Origin of the sequence: Nonomuraea gerenzanensis (genome assembly GCF_020215645.1) — a bacterium.
GTDB classification, from domain to species: domain Bacteria; phylum Actinomycetota; class Actinomycetes; order Streptosporangiales; family Streptosporangiaceae; genus Nonomuraea; species Nonomuraea gerenzanensis.
In genome coordinates this window covers 11,574,433-11,589,868 of sequence record NZ_CP084058.1, presented here as the reverse complement: position 1 = coordinate 11,589,868, position 15,436 = coordinate 11,574,433, and the positions used below count along the sequence as shown (strand labels likewise).

Genomic DNA, 15,436 nt, shown 5'->3' with positions numbered 1-15,436 from the left:
GGGAAGTGTCGGCCTTTCCCGCCCGGTTAGGGGCACACTGGAGGCAGGGAACGGTCAGCAGTGGAGACGGCGATGGCGGGCGAGGACGTTCAGAAGGACGAGCAGCCTGATACGCAGGAGTTCGACCAGCCTGAGGCGGTTCATGCCGCCGCACGTGACCTGGCCGCGGAGCGGAGAGACAGCGCGGGCAGGGCACGGGACCGGGCCGCCGAGGTCCGGGACCGGACCGCGCACGGCCGCGACGAGCTGGCCCACGCTCGCGACGAGGCGGCGCGCCTGCGCAGGCGGCACCTGGAGCAGGTGCGGGAGACCGAGGACCTGCGCGATCGCCGGCTGCACGACCTGCTGTGGGCGGCGGAGTGCAGGGACAGCGCCGCCCAGGAGCGCGACGAGGCCGCCGCCCGCCGCCAGGCCGCGATGCGCGACGCGCCGCCCGCCGTCCGTGAGGAATGGCGGCTGCTGGCCGAGGCCAGGACACTGGCGGCCGCCGACAGGGAGCGCAACCGGATGGACCGCGCCGCGATCCGCGTGGAGCTGGCCGGGCTGCGCTCCGACCGGTTGAAGGCGGAGCAGGACCAGGGGCACGACCGGCGCGCCGACGCCGCCGACCGGGAGGCCAGCGGGCTGGACCGGGAGGCCAGCGCCCGCGACAGGACGGCCAGCGCGGGCGACCGGCGGCACGCCGCCCAGGGCGGCTGGCGGCCAAGGTGGACCGGCAGTACGCCGCCGAACAGGCTACGAAGTGGAAGCTGCGCATCCAACCACGCTGACGACTCTCCCGGGCCAGTCTCCCGGGCCAGTCTCCAGGGCCAGGGTGCGGGCAGGCGGGCGGGGTTCATCGCGCTGGGAAAATGTCGGCCCGGGCGGATACCGTGCAGACGTCATGCCTATCGACGTCGCGGCCCACGAGCTGATCGGCAGGGAGCATCCCGCCGCGCTGCTGCGTGCCGAGATCACCAGGCTCATCGACAGCCACGGCGGCCTGGTGCTGGTCACCGGCGAGGCGGGCATCGGCAAGACCACCCTGGTCACCAGCGCGGCCGGCGAGGCCAGGCGGTGCGGCGCACTGGTGGTGGGCGGCGCGTGCTGGGACGCGGGCGGCGCCCCTGGCTACTGGCCATGGGTGCAGGTCGTCAGGGCGCTGCGGCGCTCGGCCGAGCCTGAGGAGTGGGCGGCGGCCGAGGAGGCGGCGGGCGGCGGCCTGGCGGCGCTGCTGGGCGAGGCGCGCGCGGCCGGCGAGCGGCCCGCCGACGCCTTCTTCGACGCGGCAGGCGAGCGCCCGTCCGACGCCTTCCAGCTCTACGACGCGGTCTCCTCCGCGCTGGTCGCGATCTCCCAGCGACGGCCGGTCCTCGTCGTCATCGACGACCTGCACGCCGCCGACCCGGCCTCGCTGCGGCTGCTGGAGTTCGCTGCGCGGCAGACGTGGTTCGAGCGGCTGCTGCTGATCGGCACCTACCGCGACACCGAGGTGGAGCCGGTCGATCATCCGCTGCGCGACCTGCTGTCGCCGCTCGTGGCCAAGGCGACCACGATCACGCTGACCGGGCTCGACCGGGCGGGCGTCGCCGCGCTCATGGCCCGCACCGCCGGCCACGATCCGCCACCCGAGCTGGTGGCGGAGGTCCACCTGCGCACGGGCGGCAACCCGTTCTTCGTCGAGCAGACCTCCCGGCTGTGGCGCAGCGGCGGCTCGGCCAGCGCGGTCGCGCCCGGCGTGCGCGACGCGCTGCTGCGGCGGCTGTCGCTGCTGCCGCGCCCGGTGGCCGAGCTGCTGCCCGCCGCGGCGGTGCTGGGGCGGGAGTTCCACCGCCAGGTGCTCGCCGCCGCCATCGCGGCCCCGGTCGCGCACGTCGATCGGCTGCTGGAGCTGGCCGTGGTGGCCAGGCTCGTGGTGACCAGGGGCGGCGGCGTGTTCGCGTTCGCCCACGACCTGGTGCGCGAGACGCTGTACGACTCGCTCGACGACCCACGCGACCGCCACGCCGCCGTGGTCGCCGCCGTGGCGGGCTCGCCCGCGCTGGCCGGGCGGCTGCCGCCCAGCGACCTGGCCAGGCACGCCTACCTCGCCGGCGACCGGATCGACCCCGACCTGGCCGTCGATCTGCTGCTCGACGCCGCCCGCGAGGCCAGGGGGCGGATCGCGACGGAGGAGCAGCTCGCCCACCTGCGCAGGGCGTACGAGCGCAGCGCCGCCGTCAGCGCGCGCCGGCGCGGCCTGATCGCGCTCGACCTGGGCAGGCAGCTGCACCACGACGGCGCGCACGAGGAGGTCAAGCGGCTGTTCGAGGAGGCCGCGCGGATCGCCCGCGACACCGACGACCCCGAGCTGCCCGCCCGCGTCGCGCTGGTCCACCACAGCCACTACGGCCCCGGCCAGTCACTCGACCTGCTCAGAGCCGCCCACCGCAGGCTGGTCGGCGGGCCCACGGTGCCCGACGACGGGCTCGCGATGGCGCTGGCCCTGCACCTGGCCGCGCGGGCCAGGCAGGGCGGCGACGACGACGCGCTGGCGTTCAGCCTGTGGGCGCACCACGACATCATCTGGGGGCCTGGCACGGCGGCGGAGCGGGTGGCGCTGACGGGCGAGCTGATCGCCGTGGCCCGCCGCACCTCCGACCCCGACCTCGAGCACTTCTCCAGCGCCCTGCGCTGGGTGGCCATGATCGAGCAGGGCGATCCGCGCTATCTCGACGAGTTCCACGCCTACGCCGCCAGGGGCCGCGGCAGCGAGCGCCCGCACCACGTGATGTCCACCGACATCGACGCGAGCATCATCGCCGGCCTCGAAGGCCGCTTCGCCGAGGCCGAGTCGTTGCTGGAGTCCATCCACCCGGACGCCAAGCACGAGCACTTCATCTTCATGCTCAAGCACCACCAGTGGTCGATGTCGGCGTTGCGCGGCGACACCGACGGGCAGGAGCGGATGCTGCGCGAGCTCAGAGGGTCGACCCATCCGTGCGTGCCGCTGCTGGAGGCCCTGACGGCGCTGCAGTCGGGCGACCTCGACGCCGCGCTGCGCCGGCTCGACGCCGAGGAGCCGGCCGACCGCGTGTTCCAGCCGATCTGGCTGCGGCTGATGGCGGAGCTGGCCGTGGTCACGCAGGATCCCGAGCTGTGCGCCCGGGTGCGGGCCCTGCTGGCGCCGCATCGGGGGCAGTGGATGGTGTCGCTGTTCGGCTGGGACATCAGCGGTCCGTACGATCTGTGGCTCGGGCGCGTGGACGCCGTGCTGGAGCGCTGGCCGGAGGCCGTCGAGGAGTTGACCGCCGCCCATCGGGCCGCCGAGGCCATGCGGGCGCGGCCGTGGTCCGTGCTCGCCCGCGCCCACCTGGCCGAGGCGCTGCACTCCCGGGCCGGAGCCGGTGACGCGGAGGCCGCGCGGGCCCTGTTCGCGGGGGTGGTGCGGGAGGCGGAGGAGCTGGGGATGCGGCAGGTGCTGGAGTACCACCCTGCGGAAGCCGCGGAGCCCGGGGAGAAGTGGGGTGGGAGCGGTCCCGGCCGAGGCGAGCCCGAGGCCCTCAGGTCGCGGCGCGGTGCCGCCGGGCTGTTCCGGCGTGACGGCGCGGTCTGGTCGCTGTCCTTCGCCGGCCGCCTCGTGCACCTGCCCGACGCCAAGGGCCTGCGCGACCTGCACACCCTGCTGAGCCGCCCGGGCGACGACGTGCCGGCCGTGCTGCTGCTCGACCCCGAGGGCGGCGAGGTGGTGGTCGCGGCCCGCCGCATGGGCGGCGACGAGGTGCTCGACGACGAGGCCAGGGCTCAGTACCGCCGCCGCCTGGCCTGGCTGGACGAGGAGATCGACCGTGCCGCCGGGCTGGGCGACGACGGCCGGGCGGCCCAGCTCGACGAGGAGCGTGCCGCGTTGCTGGCCGAGCTGCGTACCGCGGCGGGGCTGGGCGGGCGCACGCGGCGGCTGGGCGACGAGGCGGAGCGCGCCCGCAAGACCGTCACGGCCCGCATCCGCGACACCCTCCGCAAGCTCGACCACACCCACCCCGAGCTGGCCGCCCACCTGCGCGCGTCCGTCTCGACCGGCTCCACCTGCCGCTACCTGCCCCAGGAGGAGATCGGCTGGCAGCTCTGAAGCGCCTCGACGGGCCGCGCGACGAACCATCCGGGCCTTGACAGTCCGCGCGGTCCCGCCGCGCGATGAACCTTTCACCGTGTCCGCCGCGTCCGTGCTGGTCGCCGGAGCCTCGACAAGGTCGATCTTGCAGCGGGGTTGACCTCCGACGTCCAATGCACGGTGATCGCAACCCACGCCATCCGGCCCTTCATGAGGGGAGAACTGGTGCGTCGCAGAATCACCGCCCTGGCCCTGCTCGCGGTCACCGCCCTGGCACCCGCCCTGGCCACGACCACCCCGGCGCACGCCGCGTCGGAGCTCACGATGGTCTACAGCAACCTGCCCTATGACGTCTGCGTCTCCTTCGGCCAGTCGGGCGTGCAGACCGGGCGCTGGCAGACCTGGTGGTGCAGCACCCACTACCCGCAGACCTACCCGGGCTACTACACCTACGACCTGTGGGCGTACGTGTACTGACGCCACTCAGCGCGGATGGCGCAGGCTCGCGGCCGGGTGGGCGGGAGTGTCCGGCGGTCGCAGCCACTCGGGGGTGCGCCACTGCTGGACGTTCGACCGGACGCAGGCGCCCATGGACAACGTCCGGAAGTCGGGCTCCAGTTGCAGGCACAGGTCGCTGGCGACGTGCCTGACCTCCCAGTACAGCCAGTCGTTCTTCGGTGAGCGGTAGGTGAAGCGCCAGAGCTGTCCGGGACGGCCGGAGCAGGTCTCGCGCACCGGACGCCGCCGCTCCCGGCCGGGTGAGACCCCGAGACAGGTGTTCATGATCTTCATCTCGTAGCCGCCCCGCGCGTCGCGCCGGTAGGTGAAGGACTGGTTGGCCCGGCCATGGCACTCCCAGGTGACCAGGTCAGCCATGCCGGCCGCGGCGTCCAGGCAGACGCCGTTCTGCGAGCTGGCCACCGAGCTGCCGAGCCCGGCGGGCATGCGGCCGGTGACCAGCCAGCGCTGCGCGCTCTTGCCGGGGGTGCACGTCCGCAGCACCAGCGGGGTGCCCGCGTCGGGGGAGCCCAGGTTCGGTTCGACGCACATGCCGCTCTGCGCGATGGCGCCGTCGCCGGTCAGCCGCCAGAGCTGCGCCACGGAGCCGTCGCAGACCGCGTCGGTGATGTAGCCGCCCTCGGCGAGGTCGCGGGCCTCGGGGGTGAGGCAGCGCCGGGTGTGGCGGTTGCGGATCGCGTAGTGGTAGGAGCCGTCGTGCTTGTCCGGCGACAGGTCCCACCGGTAGAGCGCCTCGGGGCTCCTGCTGATGATCGACGGGCCGAGCCTGGCACGCGGGGGCGCGGACTCCGAGCTGATCACGGCCAGATACCGGCCGGGTGAGTGCTGGGAGAGCACGGCCATGTTCGGGCGATACAGCGACTCCAGGATGCGGCTCTCCGCGTACGCCACGTACCCCATGAAAGCCCCGGTCGCGGCCACGACCAGCACCGTCACGAAGGCGGCGAGCTTGAGCCGGCGGTTCGGCACGGGCGGCGGCTGCACCAGCCTCCGGTAGGCCTCCAGCCACGGCCCGGTGGCGGCGGCGGGCACGTCGTGCACGGCGAGAAAGCCCAGGATGATCGGCTCGGCCCGCTCGGGGTCCTGCAGCCAGCGCGTGCCCTTCTCCTTCTGCGTGACCAGCTCCCACTCGGCCCGCCCCGCCCCGAGCCCGAGCTCGCCGGCCCGCCGCTCCAGCTCGGCGAAGCGCGGCGAGCCCGCCTCTTCACGCAGGGCCTTCAACAGCCGCTTGTACGCCTCCAGGTCGCCGGCGGTGGACGGCTCGGCGGTCGTCGCCGCCCGGTCGGCCCGGCGGGCCGCCAGGTAGTCGCGCACCGGCGGCACGGCGCAGGCCAGGCAGGAGAAGAGCAGGGCGGGCGGGAGGTGGGCCGGGTTGAACTGGGGCTCGCCGTCGGTGGCGAAGTTGAGGAAGATGCCCGTCCCCACGGTGAAGAGGGCGCTGAGGCCGCCGATCAGGCCGATCTCCAGGCCGAGGTCGCGTACGTGCCTGCGCATCCGACCTCCGTCCAGCACCATGGGTCATCAGATGCTAACGGACGGTGTTCCTCAGTGCCAGGCTCCTTGGAAGAGACGGACATCCGCGAGACCGCCCTCGGCGACGCGTCGGGAGACCTCTTCCCATTCGCGCAGCACACGGCGCCTGCCTTCGGGGATGAGGGGCCAGCCCGCGCGGGTGATCGACCTTCCCGAGAGTGTCGGCTCCCAGGTGATGACGTGGAAGGCGCCGACGGTCGGGACGAGCGTCTTGAGGATGTGGACGGCACGGCGGTGGTACCACTTGCAGACCGCCGTGACGACCAGGCCGGCGTTCAACGCCTCACGCAGGAACGGCTCCGCGTACTCGACGTTCTGCCAGGTGTTGGCGGATCGGTCCTCGCAGCGGATCGCACCGTCGGGGACACCGCGATCGAGGAGCAAGCGGTGCCAGGTGCGCGCCTCGTTGATGCCGTTGTGGCGGTTGATGCCGCCCATGCAGATGATCAGCGGTGTCAGGCCACGGTGGTAGCGCTCCGCCGCGATCTCGGCAGGCCGGGTCCGGTTGCTGCCGAAGAGGGCGAGCGCCGTGGGGTGGTCGTCGGGTGGAGGAGCGTCGATGTCGACGAACGTGGTGATGGTCGCGATCTGCTCGGTCGTGATGTCATCGTTCATCGGTGATCCTTGGGAGCCGTGTCGGCTGCCCGGCCGGACAGCCGATCGCCTCAAGATAACGGGCGTGATGGTTACAGCGGCCCGACTGTGGTGTTCCGGCGCAGAAAGGCGCGGTGTTCGTTCTGTTCTTTCGCCGGCACGGGTCTGTGAGCGGACTGAACCGTAGATGTGAAAGGCTCGGACCGTGAACGGAGTTGATCGGAGCGGAGTCGTCGGCCTCGGGTACGAGGGGCGTGACCTTGATGATTTTGTTCGCGATGCAGTTGAGATGGGGCTGGTGTCCCTTGTGGACGTCCGGCTCAATCCGATCTCGCGTAAGCCGGGCTTCAGCAGGAGACGCCTGTCAGAGGCGCTGTGCGAGCATGGCATCGGCTACGTGCACGCGCCGCAACTTGGTAATCCGAAATGGAACAGAGCAGGATTCGGGATCGGCGGAGCTGCGCTTGCGCAGGCCATTGCTGCGTACGCCGAGGAGATCAACTCATCGGAGCTTTTCCGGACGGTTTCCTCGTGGTTTATGAGATGCGGCATCGGGGTCTGGTGCGAAGAGAGATTGCTGTGTCACGGCGTGACTCCCTCGCGCGCCGGTCGGCCCGGCGCAGTCTGGACCGTTACAAGACCACTCCGATCTCATGCATAACTCAGCGTGGAGCCGATGTCACTGTGCTGCCATGACAGCCTTTTCTGTCATTCCTTCGGCGCGCTGGAGTGCGCGGGTGGCTTATCGCACTCCATCCCCATATCGCCGGACCGGGCGCCAAGGGCAACGGATGCCTGCTTCGCGCCCGGTAGGAGTTGAACCAGAAGCAGCTCGGGTGCCGCTCCGGCCTTCACGCTACTTCCGGTTGTACAGCCGCATCGTCAGCGTCCCGAAGACCACCACCAGCACCGCCGACGACACCAGCACCCACATGATCTCCCCCATGTCCGGCGCCCCGCCCATCAGCGACCGCACCGAGCTGACCAGGTGGGAGATCGGGCTGGCGTTGACGAAGACCTGGAGCCAGCCCGGCATGGTGGCGGGGTCCACGTAGACGTTGCTCAGGAAGGTCAGCGGCATCATCACCAGCATGCTGACGCCCATCACCGACTTCTCGTTGCGCATCAGCAGCCCGAACATCGTCCACACCCACGAGAACGCGAACGAGAACACCAGCAGCAGCGCGATCCCCAGCACCACCCCGGCGAACCCGCCCCCGGGGCGGAAGCCCAGCAGCAGGCCGATCAGCAGGATGACCGTGGAGGCCATGAAGTAGCGCAGGACGTCGCCCAGCAGGTAGCCGACCATGGTGGACGGGCGCCAGATGGGCAGGGTGCGGAAGCGGTCGAAGACGCCCTTCTCGATGTCCTTGTTGACCTCGATGCCGGTGTACATGGTGATCATCACGACGCTCGTCACCATGATGCCGGGCAGCAGGAACTGCAGGTACTCGGTGGGGGAGCCGGCCAGGGCGCCGCCGAAGAGGTACGTGAACATCAGCGTCATCATGATCGGGAACGCGGTCACGTCGAAGAGCTGCTCGGGCACGTGCTTGATCTTCAGCATGGCCCGCCAGCCGAACGTCATCGACGCCGACCAGGCGCTCGGCCGCGGCGGCCGGGTCGTGGGTGCCAGGACCGTGGCCAGGGCCTCGGTGGCGGGGGCGTAGGCGGTGTCGGTCGTGGTGGTCACGCTGCCTCCTCGGCGGTGGTGGCGGGGTGGTCGGTGAGGGCGAGGAAGACCTCGTCCAGGCTGGGCTGGCCGAGGGAGAAGTCGTCGACGACGATGCCGGCGGCGGCCAGGCGGCCGAGGGCGCGGGCGGCCTGCGCGGCCTCGTCGTCGCCGGTGCCGGCGATGCGGGCGGTGAGCGCCACGGGGTCCGCCTCCAGGTAGACGGGGGTGTCGAGCTCCTGGATGAGCAGGCGTTCCGCTTCCGGGCGGGTGGCGGCGTCGCGCAGGCGGACGTGGATCGAGCCGGAGCCGACCGACGACTTCAGCTCGCCCGGCGTGCCCTCGGCGATGACCCGGCCGTGGTCGATGACGGCGATGCGCTGCGCGAGCCGGTCGGCCTCCTCCAGGTACTGGGTGGTGAGCAGGACGGTGGTGCCGTGGGCGACGACGATGCGGACGATGTCCCAGACCTGGTTGCGGCTGCGCGGGTCCAGGCCGGTGGTGGGCTCGTCCAGGAAGAGCAGGTCGGGGGTGTTGAGGATGCTGGCCGCGATGTCGATGCGCCGCCGCATGCCGCCCGAGTACGTCTTGACCTGCCGTCCCGCCGCCTCCGTCAGCCCGAACGCCTCCAGCAGCTCCGCCGCCCGCTCGCGCGCGGCCGGCTTGCGGTGGCCGAGGAGGCGGGCCAGCAGGATCAGGTTCTCGGAGCCGGTCATCTCCTCGTCCACGGAGGCGTACTGGCCGGTCAGGCTGACCCGGGAGCGGACGGCGTCGGCCTCGCGCACCACGTCGTGCCCGAACACGGTCGCCTGCCCGCCGTCGGGCCGCAGCAGCGTGGCCAGCATCCGTACGGCGGTCGTCTTGCCCGCGCCGTTGGGCCCGAGCACCCCGTAGACGGCGCCGGCCGGCACGGACAGGTCGAGGCCGTCCACGGCACGCGTGTCGCCGAAGACCTTGACCAGGCCGGAGGTCTGGATGGCCAGTTCTGGCATGAGTGATCCCTTCACTTCACGAGACGTAAGGCTGGGTACGCCGGCCCTCGCGCAGCGCGCGGCCCCACCAGGCGAGCTGGTCGAGCATGGCCGCGACGGCGCGCAGGCGGTCGTCGGTGTCGAGGGGGCGGCAGCTCTCGTCCACGCCGCTGCCCAGCAGGTCGAGCGCCACCCAGTCACGCATGGTCACGGCGTGCAGGGCGGTGAAGACCGTGCGGAGCTGCTCGACGGCGTAGTGGCCGCACGAGCCGGAGCCGTAGGCGACGATGCCGACCGGTTTGGCCTGCCACTCGTCATAGGCGAAGTCGATCGCCTGCTTGAGCGAGGCGGGGAAGCTGCGGTTGTACTCGGGGGTCACCACGACGAAGGCGTCCGCGCCGGAGACGGTCTCCGTGAACCGCCGCATCTGCGGCGTGGCCTCCTCGGGGTAGCAGGCCGGGAAGGTGTACGCGGCCAGGTCGAGCACCTCGACGGCGAGGTCGTCGCGCCGCCCGGCCCGCTCGGCGAACCAGGCGCCGACCGTGTCGCAGACGCGGCCCACCCGGGTGCTGCCGATGATGACCGTGACACGCAGCGGTTCGTCCGTCATGGTGACACCCCCTTCGTGAAGGAGGCGCTAGACGGGCCGCTAGATCGGATCTAGCGGAATCAGGGCGTCGGCTGGCGAGACGGGTGAGCGCCCGCCTCAGGCGGTGAAGCCCGCCAGGGCCTGGCGGCAGGCCCGGGATGTCAGCGCGAGCGTCTCCTCGTCGGGTCTGTCCTCGCTCATCGAGACGGCCGCCGTCCCGCTCACGGCGCCGATCGCGGCGCCCACCATCGCGTACGCGGTCATCCGCGAGATCCCGCAGGACGTGACGAGCGCGGCGGCGAGCCGCTCCATCCGCGTGTCGGCGCGGTCGATCGACGCCCGGGGCGAGAAGATCGGCAGCTTGACCGCGTCGCCGACCAGCCCCGGCGTCAGCCCCATCGTCCAGCTCTCGGCCAGCATCTCGTCGAAGGCCCTGGCCAGCAGCTCGGCCGGGCTCTCCCCTGGCCGCCCGGCGAGGATCGCCGCTACGCCGGCGTCCAGCCGCTCGTAGAGGTTGGTGTGGAGCAGGTCCGCCTTGTGCCTGAAGTAGCTGAAGAACGTGCGCGGGGACACCCCGGCCGCCGCCGCGATCTGGTCGACGGTCGTGGCCTCGTAGCCCTGCTCGTCGAACAGCCGCCCGGCCGCGTCCATGAGTGCCTGCCTGGTCTGCTGCTTCTTCCGCTCCCGCAACGACGCCATGCGAGAGATGATATTGCATCGACTGTATATTTACAGGACTGCAAGTTCCGGCGTAGCCTGCGAGCCATGGACGCGGTCATCTCGGTGTCCGGCCTCGTCAAGTCGTACGGCCGGACCCGGGCACTGGACGGGCTCGACCTGCGGGTGGGAGCCGGCGAGATCCACGGCTTCCTCGGCCCCAACGGCGCGGGGAAGACGACCACGCTGCGGGTCCTGCTGGGCCTGCTGCGGGCCGACGCGGGCGAGGTACGGCTGCTGGGCGGGCATCCCTGGCACGACGCCGTCCGCCTGCACCGCCGCCTGGCCTACGTCCCCGGCGACGTCACGCTGTGGGACGAGCTGACCGGCGGCGAGACCATCGACCTGCTCGGACGGCTGCACGGCGACGTGGACGAGCGGCGCCGCGCCGAGCTGATCGAGCGGTTCACGCTGGACCCGGGCAAGAAGGCCCGCACCTACTCCAAGGGCAACCGGCAGAAGGTGGCGCTGATCGCCGCGCTGGCGGCCAGGGCCGAGCTGCTCCTGCTGGACGAGCCCACCTCCGGCCTCGACCCGCTGATGGAGGACGAGTTCCGCCGCTGCGTGGCCGAGCGGCGCGCGGAGGGTACCGCGATCCTGCTGTCCAGCCACGTGCTGGCCGAGGTGGAGGCCCTGTGCGACCGGGTGAGCATCGTACGGCAGGGCCGCGTCGTCGAGACGGGCACCCTGGCCGAGCTGCGGCACCTGACGTGGACCTCGATCACCGCGCGCCTCGAACGGCCGCTGAAGGGCCTGGAGGGCGTGCACGGGCTGGAGGTGCACGACACCGAGGTGAGTTTCCGGGTGGACAGCGGGCGGGCCGGCGAGGTGCTCACCCGGCTGGCCGCGTACGGGCTGCTCGACCTCACGGCGCGGCCGGCCACGCTGGAGGAGCTGTTCCTGCGACACTACCGCGAGCCGGTCGCCCCATGACGCTGATCGCCCGCCTCGTCCTGCGCCGCGACCGGCTGCTGATCGCCGCGTGGATCGCGGTGGCCGCCGGGGTGCCGGCGTTCAACGCCTACTCCCTGGCCGCCCTGCTGCCCACCGAAGCCCACAGGCTGGCCTTCATCGAGGCGGCGAACGCCAACCCGATCACGATGGTGCTGCTCGGGAACGTCCACGGCACCTCCATCGATGCCGTGGTCGCCTGGCGGTCGAGCGTGCAGAGCCTGCTCATCGGCGGGCTCGCCGGGCTGTTGTTCGCCATCAGGCACACCCGCGCCGAGGAGGACGCGGGCCGCCGGGAGCTCGTCGCCGCGGGCGCGGTCGGCAGGCACGCCGCGATCACCGCCGTCGTGGCCGTGATCGCCGCCGTCAACCTCGCCGTCGCCGCCCTGCAGATCGCCGTGCTGGGCCTCGGGTTCGGCTACCCGATCGGCGGGTCCCTGCTGTTCGGTCTGGTGAGCGGGGCGGGTACGACCGTGTTCGCCGCCTGCGGGCTGCTGGCGGCGCAGCTGTGCCAGAGCGCGCCGCTCGCGCGGGCCTGCGGCGTGGGCGCCCTGGTGGTGGGGCTGGCTCCCGGCGTGGTGCTGCCGGAGGACGTGGTGGCGTACCTGCCGGCGGGGTGGCCGCGGGTCGCGCGCGCCTACGGGGACGAGCGGTGGTGGGTGCTCCTGCTTCCCGTGGTGATCACGGTGGTGCTCACCCTGGCCGCGTACGCCGTCGCCACCCGCCGCGACCTGGGCACCGGCCTGCTGCCGGAGCGTCCGGCACCCGTGCGGCGCGCGCCGGGCGGCACGATGGGGCTGGCGTGGCGGCTGTACGGGGGGCAGACGGTCTCCTGGACGGTCGCGCTGGGGGTGGTCTCGGTGGGGGTGGGGTGGGTGTCGGCCTCGTTCGAGGTCGGCACGCTCACGGGGGAGACCCTGCTGGAGGTCTTCACGTACGTGTTCTGCCTGGTGATCGCGTGCCTGGCCGTGGCGGGGGCGCTGCGGCCGCTGCGCGAGGAGAGCCGTGGCAGGGCGTCGGCGCTGCTGGCCACCGCCACCGGCCGGACGCGCTGGCTGTCCGGGCACCTCGTGCTCGGCCTGGCCGCGCCCGCCGTCATGCTGCTGGCCGTCGGCGCGGGCACGGGCACGGGCCACGCACTCCGCGCGGGCGCGGGCACGGGCACGGGCGCGGGCACGGGCGCGAGCCATGGACTCGGCGCCGGCGCGGGCACAGGCGCGGCTGCGGGTGGCGGGCTCGGTGGGGATCTGCCCGGTGCGGTGCTCGCCCAGCTCGGGACGACCCTGCTCTTCCTGCCCGCCGCCTGGGCCGTCGCGGGTGTCGCGATCGCCGTGTACGGGTTGCGCCCCCGCGCCGCCGTCCCCGTGGCCTGGGCGGTGGTCGTGGCTTCGGCCGGCTGCGTCGCCATGTGGGAGACCAGGACGATCGGCACGACCGCGTTCCTGCTCACCCCGTTCGGGTACGGCCACCCCTCGCTCTCACCCGGCCCGTTGGCTCCTGCCGGGTTCGCCCTGGTCGCCGCCGCCCTCGTGGCCGCGGGCGGCGCCGCCTTCGCCAGGCGGGACCTGCTCGCGTGAGGCGGGCAGGTGCAGCGTGAACACCGTGTTCCCCGGCTCGCTGGTCACCTCGACCCGGCCGCCGTGCGCCGCCGCCACCGCCGACACGATGGCCAGGCCGAGCCCGCTGCCCCCGGCCACCCGGGAGCGCGACCCGTCACCCCGCGCGAACCTGCCGAACACGTGCGGCAGCACGTGCGCCGGGATGCCGGGCCCGTCGTCGGCCACCTGGACGCTCACCTGGCCGGGGGCCAGCAGCACGGTCGTGGTCACGGTGGTGCCGGGCGGGGTGTGGGTGCGGGCGTTGGCCAGCAGGTTCGTCACGACCTGGTGCAGCCGGTCGGCGTCGCCGACGACCAGGGCAGGCTGGTCGGGCAGGCTCACCAGCCAGCGGTGGCGCGGCGCGGCGGCGTAGGCGTCGCTGATCGCGTTCACCACGATCGGTGACAGGTCCAGCGCCAGCCGGTCCAGCGGACGGCCCGCGTCCAGCCTGGCCAGCAGCAGCAGGTCCTCCACCAGCGTGGTCATCCGGCCCGCCTCGGAGCGGATGCGGTTCAGCGCGTGCGCCGTCTGCGGGCCGCGCGGCTCGCCGCCGCGCTCGGTCAGCTCCGCGTAGCCGACGATCGAGGCCAGCGGGGTGCGCAGCTCGTGGCTGGCGTCCGCGATGAACTGCCGCAGCCGCGTCTCGCTCTCGCGCCGCACCGCGAACGCCGTCTCCACGTGCCCGAGCATCCGGTTCAGCGCGCCGCCGACCTGCCCGACCTCGGTCCGCGGGTCGGTGTCCACCTTGGGCACGCGGGCCAGCAGGACGGCGTCGCCGGTGGCCAGCGGCAGCTCCGAGACGCGGGTGGCGGTGGCGGCGAGCCGGCCGAGCGGCCGTACGGCACGGCGGACGAGCAGCGGGCACGCGATCGCCATCAGCGCCACCCCCGCCAGCGTCACCGCGGCCTCCACCACGACGAGCCTGGTCAGCGTGGTCCGCATGCCGGTCAGCGGCAGCCCGACGACCAGCGTGTCCCCGGTCCTGGTCAGCGCCGCGACCATGCGGTAGTCGCCCAGCGGCCCCAGGCTGACGGTCGTGGGCTCGCCGGTCACGCCGGCCACGGCGGGCGGCGCCGGCACGTCTCGTACGGTGCCCGGGTCCGTGAGCACGGCGGCCCGCTGGATCACGCCCTGCCGCACCCGCGCGCCGAACGTCTCCATCGCCTGCCCGGGAGTCAGCAGGAACGACACCTCCCTGGCCTCGGGCGGCGGGTTGCTCGGTCCCGCCGAACGGGTGGAGCGGTAGGCCGCGGAGTGCACCTGGAGGTCGAGCCGGTCGGTGAGGAAGTCGTTGAAGAACAGGGTCGTCGCGGTGGCGATCACGGCCGAGACGACGGCCAGCAGCGCGATGGAGGAGACCACCAGCTTGGTCTCCAGCGACATCGTGAGCCGGCTCGTCATCCGGCCGGTCGGAGCGTGTACCCCACCCCGCGCACGGTGTGGATCATCGGCTTGCGCTGGGCGTCGATCTTACGCCGCAGGTAGGAGATGTACAGCTCGACCACGTTGCTCTGGCCGCCGAAGTCGTAGGCCCACACCCGGTCGAGGATCTGCGCCTTGCTCAGCACCCGTCCCGGGTTGTGCATGAGGAAGCGCAGCAGCTCGAACTCGGTCGGCGTGAGCCGGATCTCCTTGCCCGCCCGCCGTACCTCGTGGGTCTCCTGATCCAGTGTGAGGTCGCCGACCACCAGCCCGGCGTCGGGCCGCGGCTGCGCCGCGCCCGAGCGGCGCAGCAGGCCGCGCAGCCTGATGACGACCTCCTCCAGGCTGAACGGCTTGGTGACGTAGTCGTCGGCGCCGGCGCGCAGGCCGATCAGCCGGTCCTGCACCGAGTCCTTGGCGGTCAGGAACAGGACGGGCACGCCCGGCAGCACGGCGCGCAGGCGGGGCAGGAGCTCGATCCCGTCCATGTCGGGCAGCATGATGTCCAGCACGATCGCGTCGGGCCGGAAGCCGCGGGCCGCCCTGATGGCCTCGCCGCCGTTGTACGCGCAGCGGACGTCCCAGGACTCCTGGCGCATGACCATGGACAGGAGCTCCGTCAGGGACGGCTCGTCGTCCACGACGAGGATGTTGATCGAGCTGCCGTCGGCTCGGCGCACGGGCTCGGACTGGAAGTTCGCGCTGGTCGTGTGCATATCGTGACGATGGCCTGCCTGGATGAGGGTTTGATGAAGGGCGGCCTGTGAAAAGTCTGTGAGCTGCGGAAGGACCCGGCACGCG

The 15,436-nt window shown here is 72.6% G+C and carries 14 protein-coding genes; 5 read left to right on the top strand and 9 right to left on the bottom strand.

What is annotated here, in order from left to right:
- Positions 1 to 54: 54 nt before the first annotated feature.
- Positions 55 to 585 (bottom strand): hypothetical protein, encoded by a 531-nt coding sequence (locus tag LCN96_RS54065; RefSeq protein ID WP_225270154.1) that lies wholly within the window; start codon positions 583 to 585, stop codon positions 55 to 57.
- A 298-nt stretch (positions 586 to 883) separates the two neighbouring features.
- Here LCN96_RS54065 and LCN96_RS54060 point away from each other — a divergent pair, with 298 nt between their 5' ends.
- On the top strand, positions 884 to 4,087 hold the full coding sequence (locus LCN96_RS54060) for an AAA family ATPase (RefSeq protein ID WP_225270153.1): 3,204 nt from the start codon (positions 884 to 886) through the stop codon (positions 4,085 to 4,087).
- A gap of 207 nt (positions 4,088 to 4,294) precedes the next feature.
- Complete coding sequence (locus tag LCN96_RS54055; RefSeq protein ID WP_225270152.1) at positions 4,295 to 4,546, top strand: hypothetical protein; 252 nt, start codon at positions 4,295 to 4,297, stop codon at positions 4,544 to 4,546.
- 6 nt (positions 4,547 to 4,552) lie between these two features.
- On the opposite strand, the gene LCN96_RS54050 is transcribed toward LCN96_RS54055, so the two are convergent.
- Together LCN96_RS54050 and LCN96_RS54045 are read right to left on the bottom strand one after the other, a co-directional pair.
- Positions 4,553 to 6,082, bottom strand: a complete 1,530-nt coding sequence (locus tag LCN96_RS54050; RefSeq protein WP_225270151.1) for an RICIN domain-containing protein — start codon at positions 6,080 to 6,082, stop codon at positions 4,553 to 4,555.
- Positions 6,083 to 6,133: 51 nt separating this feature from the next.
- On the bottom strand, positions 6,134 to 6,736 hold the full coding sequence (locus LCN96_RS54045) for a YdcF family protein (protein WP_225270150.1): 603 nt from the start codon (positions 6,734 to 6,736) through the stop codon (positions 6,134 to 6,136).
- Between the two features lie 184 nt (positions 6,737 to 6,920).
- On the opposite strand from LCN96_RS54045, the gene LCN96_RS57620 reads away from it, so the two are divergent.
- Positions 6,921 to 7,376: a DUF488 domain-containing protein gene (locus LCN96_RS57620; protein WP_225270149.1), complete on the top strand. Its 456-nt coding sequence runs from the start codon at positions 6,921 to 6,923 to the stop codon at positions 7,374 to 7,376.
- A 195-nt stretch (positions 7,377 to 7,571) separates the two neighbouring features.
- On the opposite strand, the gene LCN96_RS54035 is transcribed toward LCN96_RS57620, so the two are convergent.
- From LCN96_RS54035 to LCN96_RS54020, 4 genes are all read right to left on the bottom strand, one after another.
- Positions 7,572 to 8,408 (bottom strand): ABC transporter permease, encoded by an 837-nt coding sequence (locus LCN96_RS54035; protein ID WP_225270148.1) that lies wholly within the window; start codon positions 8,406 to 8,408, stop codon positions 7,572 to 7,574.
- Positions 8,405 to 9,379: an ATP-binding cassette domain-containing protein gene (locus LCN96_RS54030; protein WP_225270147.1), complete on the bottom strand. Its 975-nt coding sequence runs from the start codon at positions 9,377 to 9,379 to the stop codon at positions 8,405 to 8,407. The genes LCN96_RS54035 and LCN96_RS54030 overlap by 4 nt, the downstream gene beginning before the upstream one ends.
- A gap of 16 nt (positions 9,380 to 9,395) precedes the next feature.
- Positions 9,396 to 9,968, bottom strand: coding sequence for an NADPH-dependent FMN reductase (locus LCN96_RS54025; RefSeq protein ID WP_225270146.1), 573 nt, complete (start codon positions 9,966 to 9,968; stop codon positions 9,396 to 9,398).
- Positions 9,969 to 10,064: 96 nt separating this feature from the next.
- Positions 10,065 to 10,646: a TetR/AcrR family transcriptional regulator gene (locus LCN96_RS54020; protein WP_225270145.1), complete on the bottom strand. Its 582-nt coding sequence runs from the start codon at positions 10,644 to 10,646 to the stop codon at positions 10,065 to 10,067.
- Positions 10,647 to 10,712: 66 nt separating this feature from the next.
- Here LCN96_RS54020 and LCN96_RS54015 point away from each other — a divergent pair, with 66 nt between their 5' ends.
- Together LCN96_RS54015 and LCN96_RS54010 are read left to right on the top strand one after the other, a co-directional pair.
- Positions 10,713 to 11,597 (top strand): ABC transporter ATP-binding protein, encoded by an 885-nt coding sequence (locus tag LCN96_RS54015; RefSeq protein WP_225270144.1) that lies wholly within the window; start codon positions 10,713 to 10,715, stop codon positions 11,595 to 11,597.
- Positions 11,594 to 13,192, top strand: a complete 1,599-nt coding sequence (locus tag LCN96_RS54010; RefSeq protein WP_225270143.1) for a hypothetical protein — start codon at positions 11,594 to 11,596, stop codon at positions 13,190 to 13,192. Before LCN96_RS54015 ends, LCN96_RS54010 begins: the two co-directional genes overlap by 4 nt.
- Here LCN96_RS54010 and LCN96_RS54005 read toward each other — a convergent pair.
- Positions 13,094 to 14,614 (bottom strand): sensor histidine kinase, encoded by a 1,521-nt coding sequence (locus tag LCN96_RS54005; RefSeq protein WP_225270142.1) that lies wholly within the window; start codon positions 14,612 to 14,614, stop codon positions 13,094 to 13,096. The genes LCN96_RS54010 and LCN96_RS54005 overlap by 99 nt on opposite strands.
- Entirely contained in the window at positions 14,611 to 15,351 is a 741-nt protein-coding gene (locus tag LCN96_RS54000) for a response regulator transcription factor (protein ID WP_311132153.1), read from the bottom strand. Before LCN96_RS54000 ends, LCN96_RS54005 begins: the two co-directional genes overlap by 4 nt.
- Positions 15,352 to 15,436 lie beyond the last annotated feature (85 nt).

Coding starts and splice junctions, on each gene's coding strand:
- LCN96_RS54060 (WP_225270153.1), top strand. CDS start 884: ATGCCTATCGACGTCGCGGCCCACGAGCTGATCGGCAGGGAGCATCCC.
- LCN96_RS54050 (WP_225270151.1), bottom strand. CDS start 6,082: ATGCGCAGGCACGTACGCGACCTCGGCCTGGAGATCGGCCTGATCGGC.
- LCN96_RS54045 (WP_225270150.1), bottom strand. CDS start 6,736: ATGAACGATGACATCACGACCGAGCAGATCGCGACCATCACCACGTTC.
- LCN96_RS54030 (WP_225270147.1), bottom strand. CDS start 9,379: ATGCCAGAACTGGCCATCCAGACCTCCGGCCTGGTCAAGGTCTTCGGC.
- LCN96_RS54025 (WP_225270146.1), bottom strand. CDS start 9,968: ATGACGGACGAACCGCTGCGTGTCACGGTCATCATCGGCAGCACCCGG.
- LCN96_RS54020 (WP_225270145.1), bottom strand. CDS start 10,646: ATGGCGTCGTTGCGGGAGCGGAAGAAGCAGCAGACCAGGCAGGCACTC.
- LCN96_RS54015 (WP_225270144.1), top strand. CDS start 10,713: ATGGACGCGGTCATCTCGGTGTCCGGCCTCGTCAAGTCGTACGGCCGG.
- LCN96_RS54010 (WP_225270143.1), top strand. CDS start 11,594: ATGACGCTGATCGCCCGCCTCGTCCTGCGCCGCGACCGGCTGCTGATC.
- LCN96_RS54005 (WP_225270142.1), bottom strand. CDS start 14,614: ATGACGAGCCGGCTCACGATGTCGCTGGAGACCAAGCTGGTGGTCTCC.
- LCN96_RS54000 (WP_311132153.1), bottom strand. CDS start 15,351: ATGCACACGACCAGCGCGAACTTCCAGTCCGAGCCCGTGCGCCGAGCC.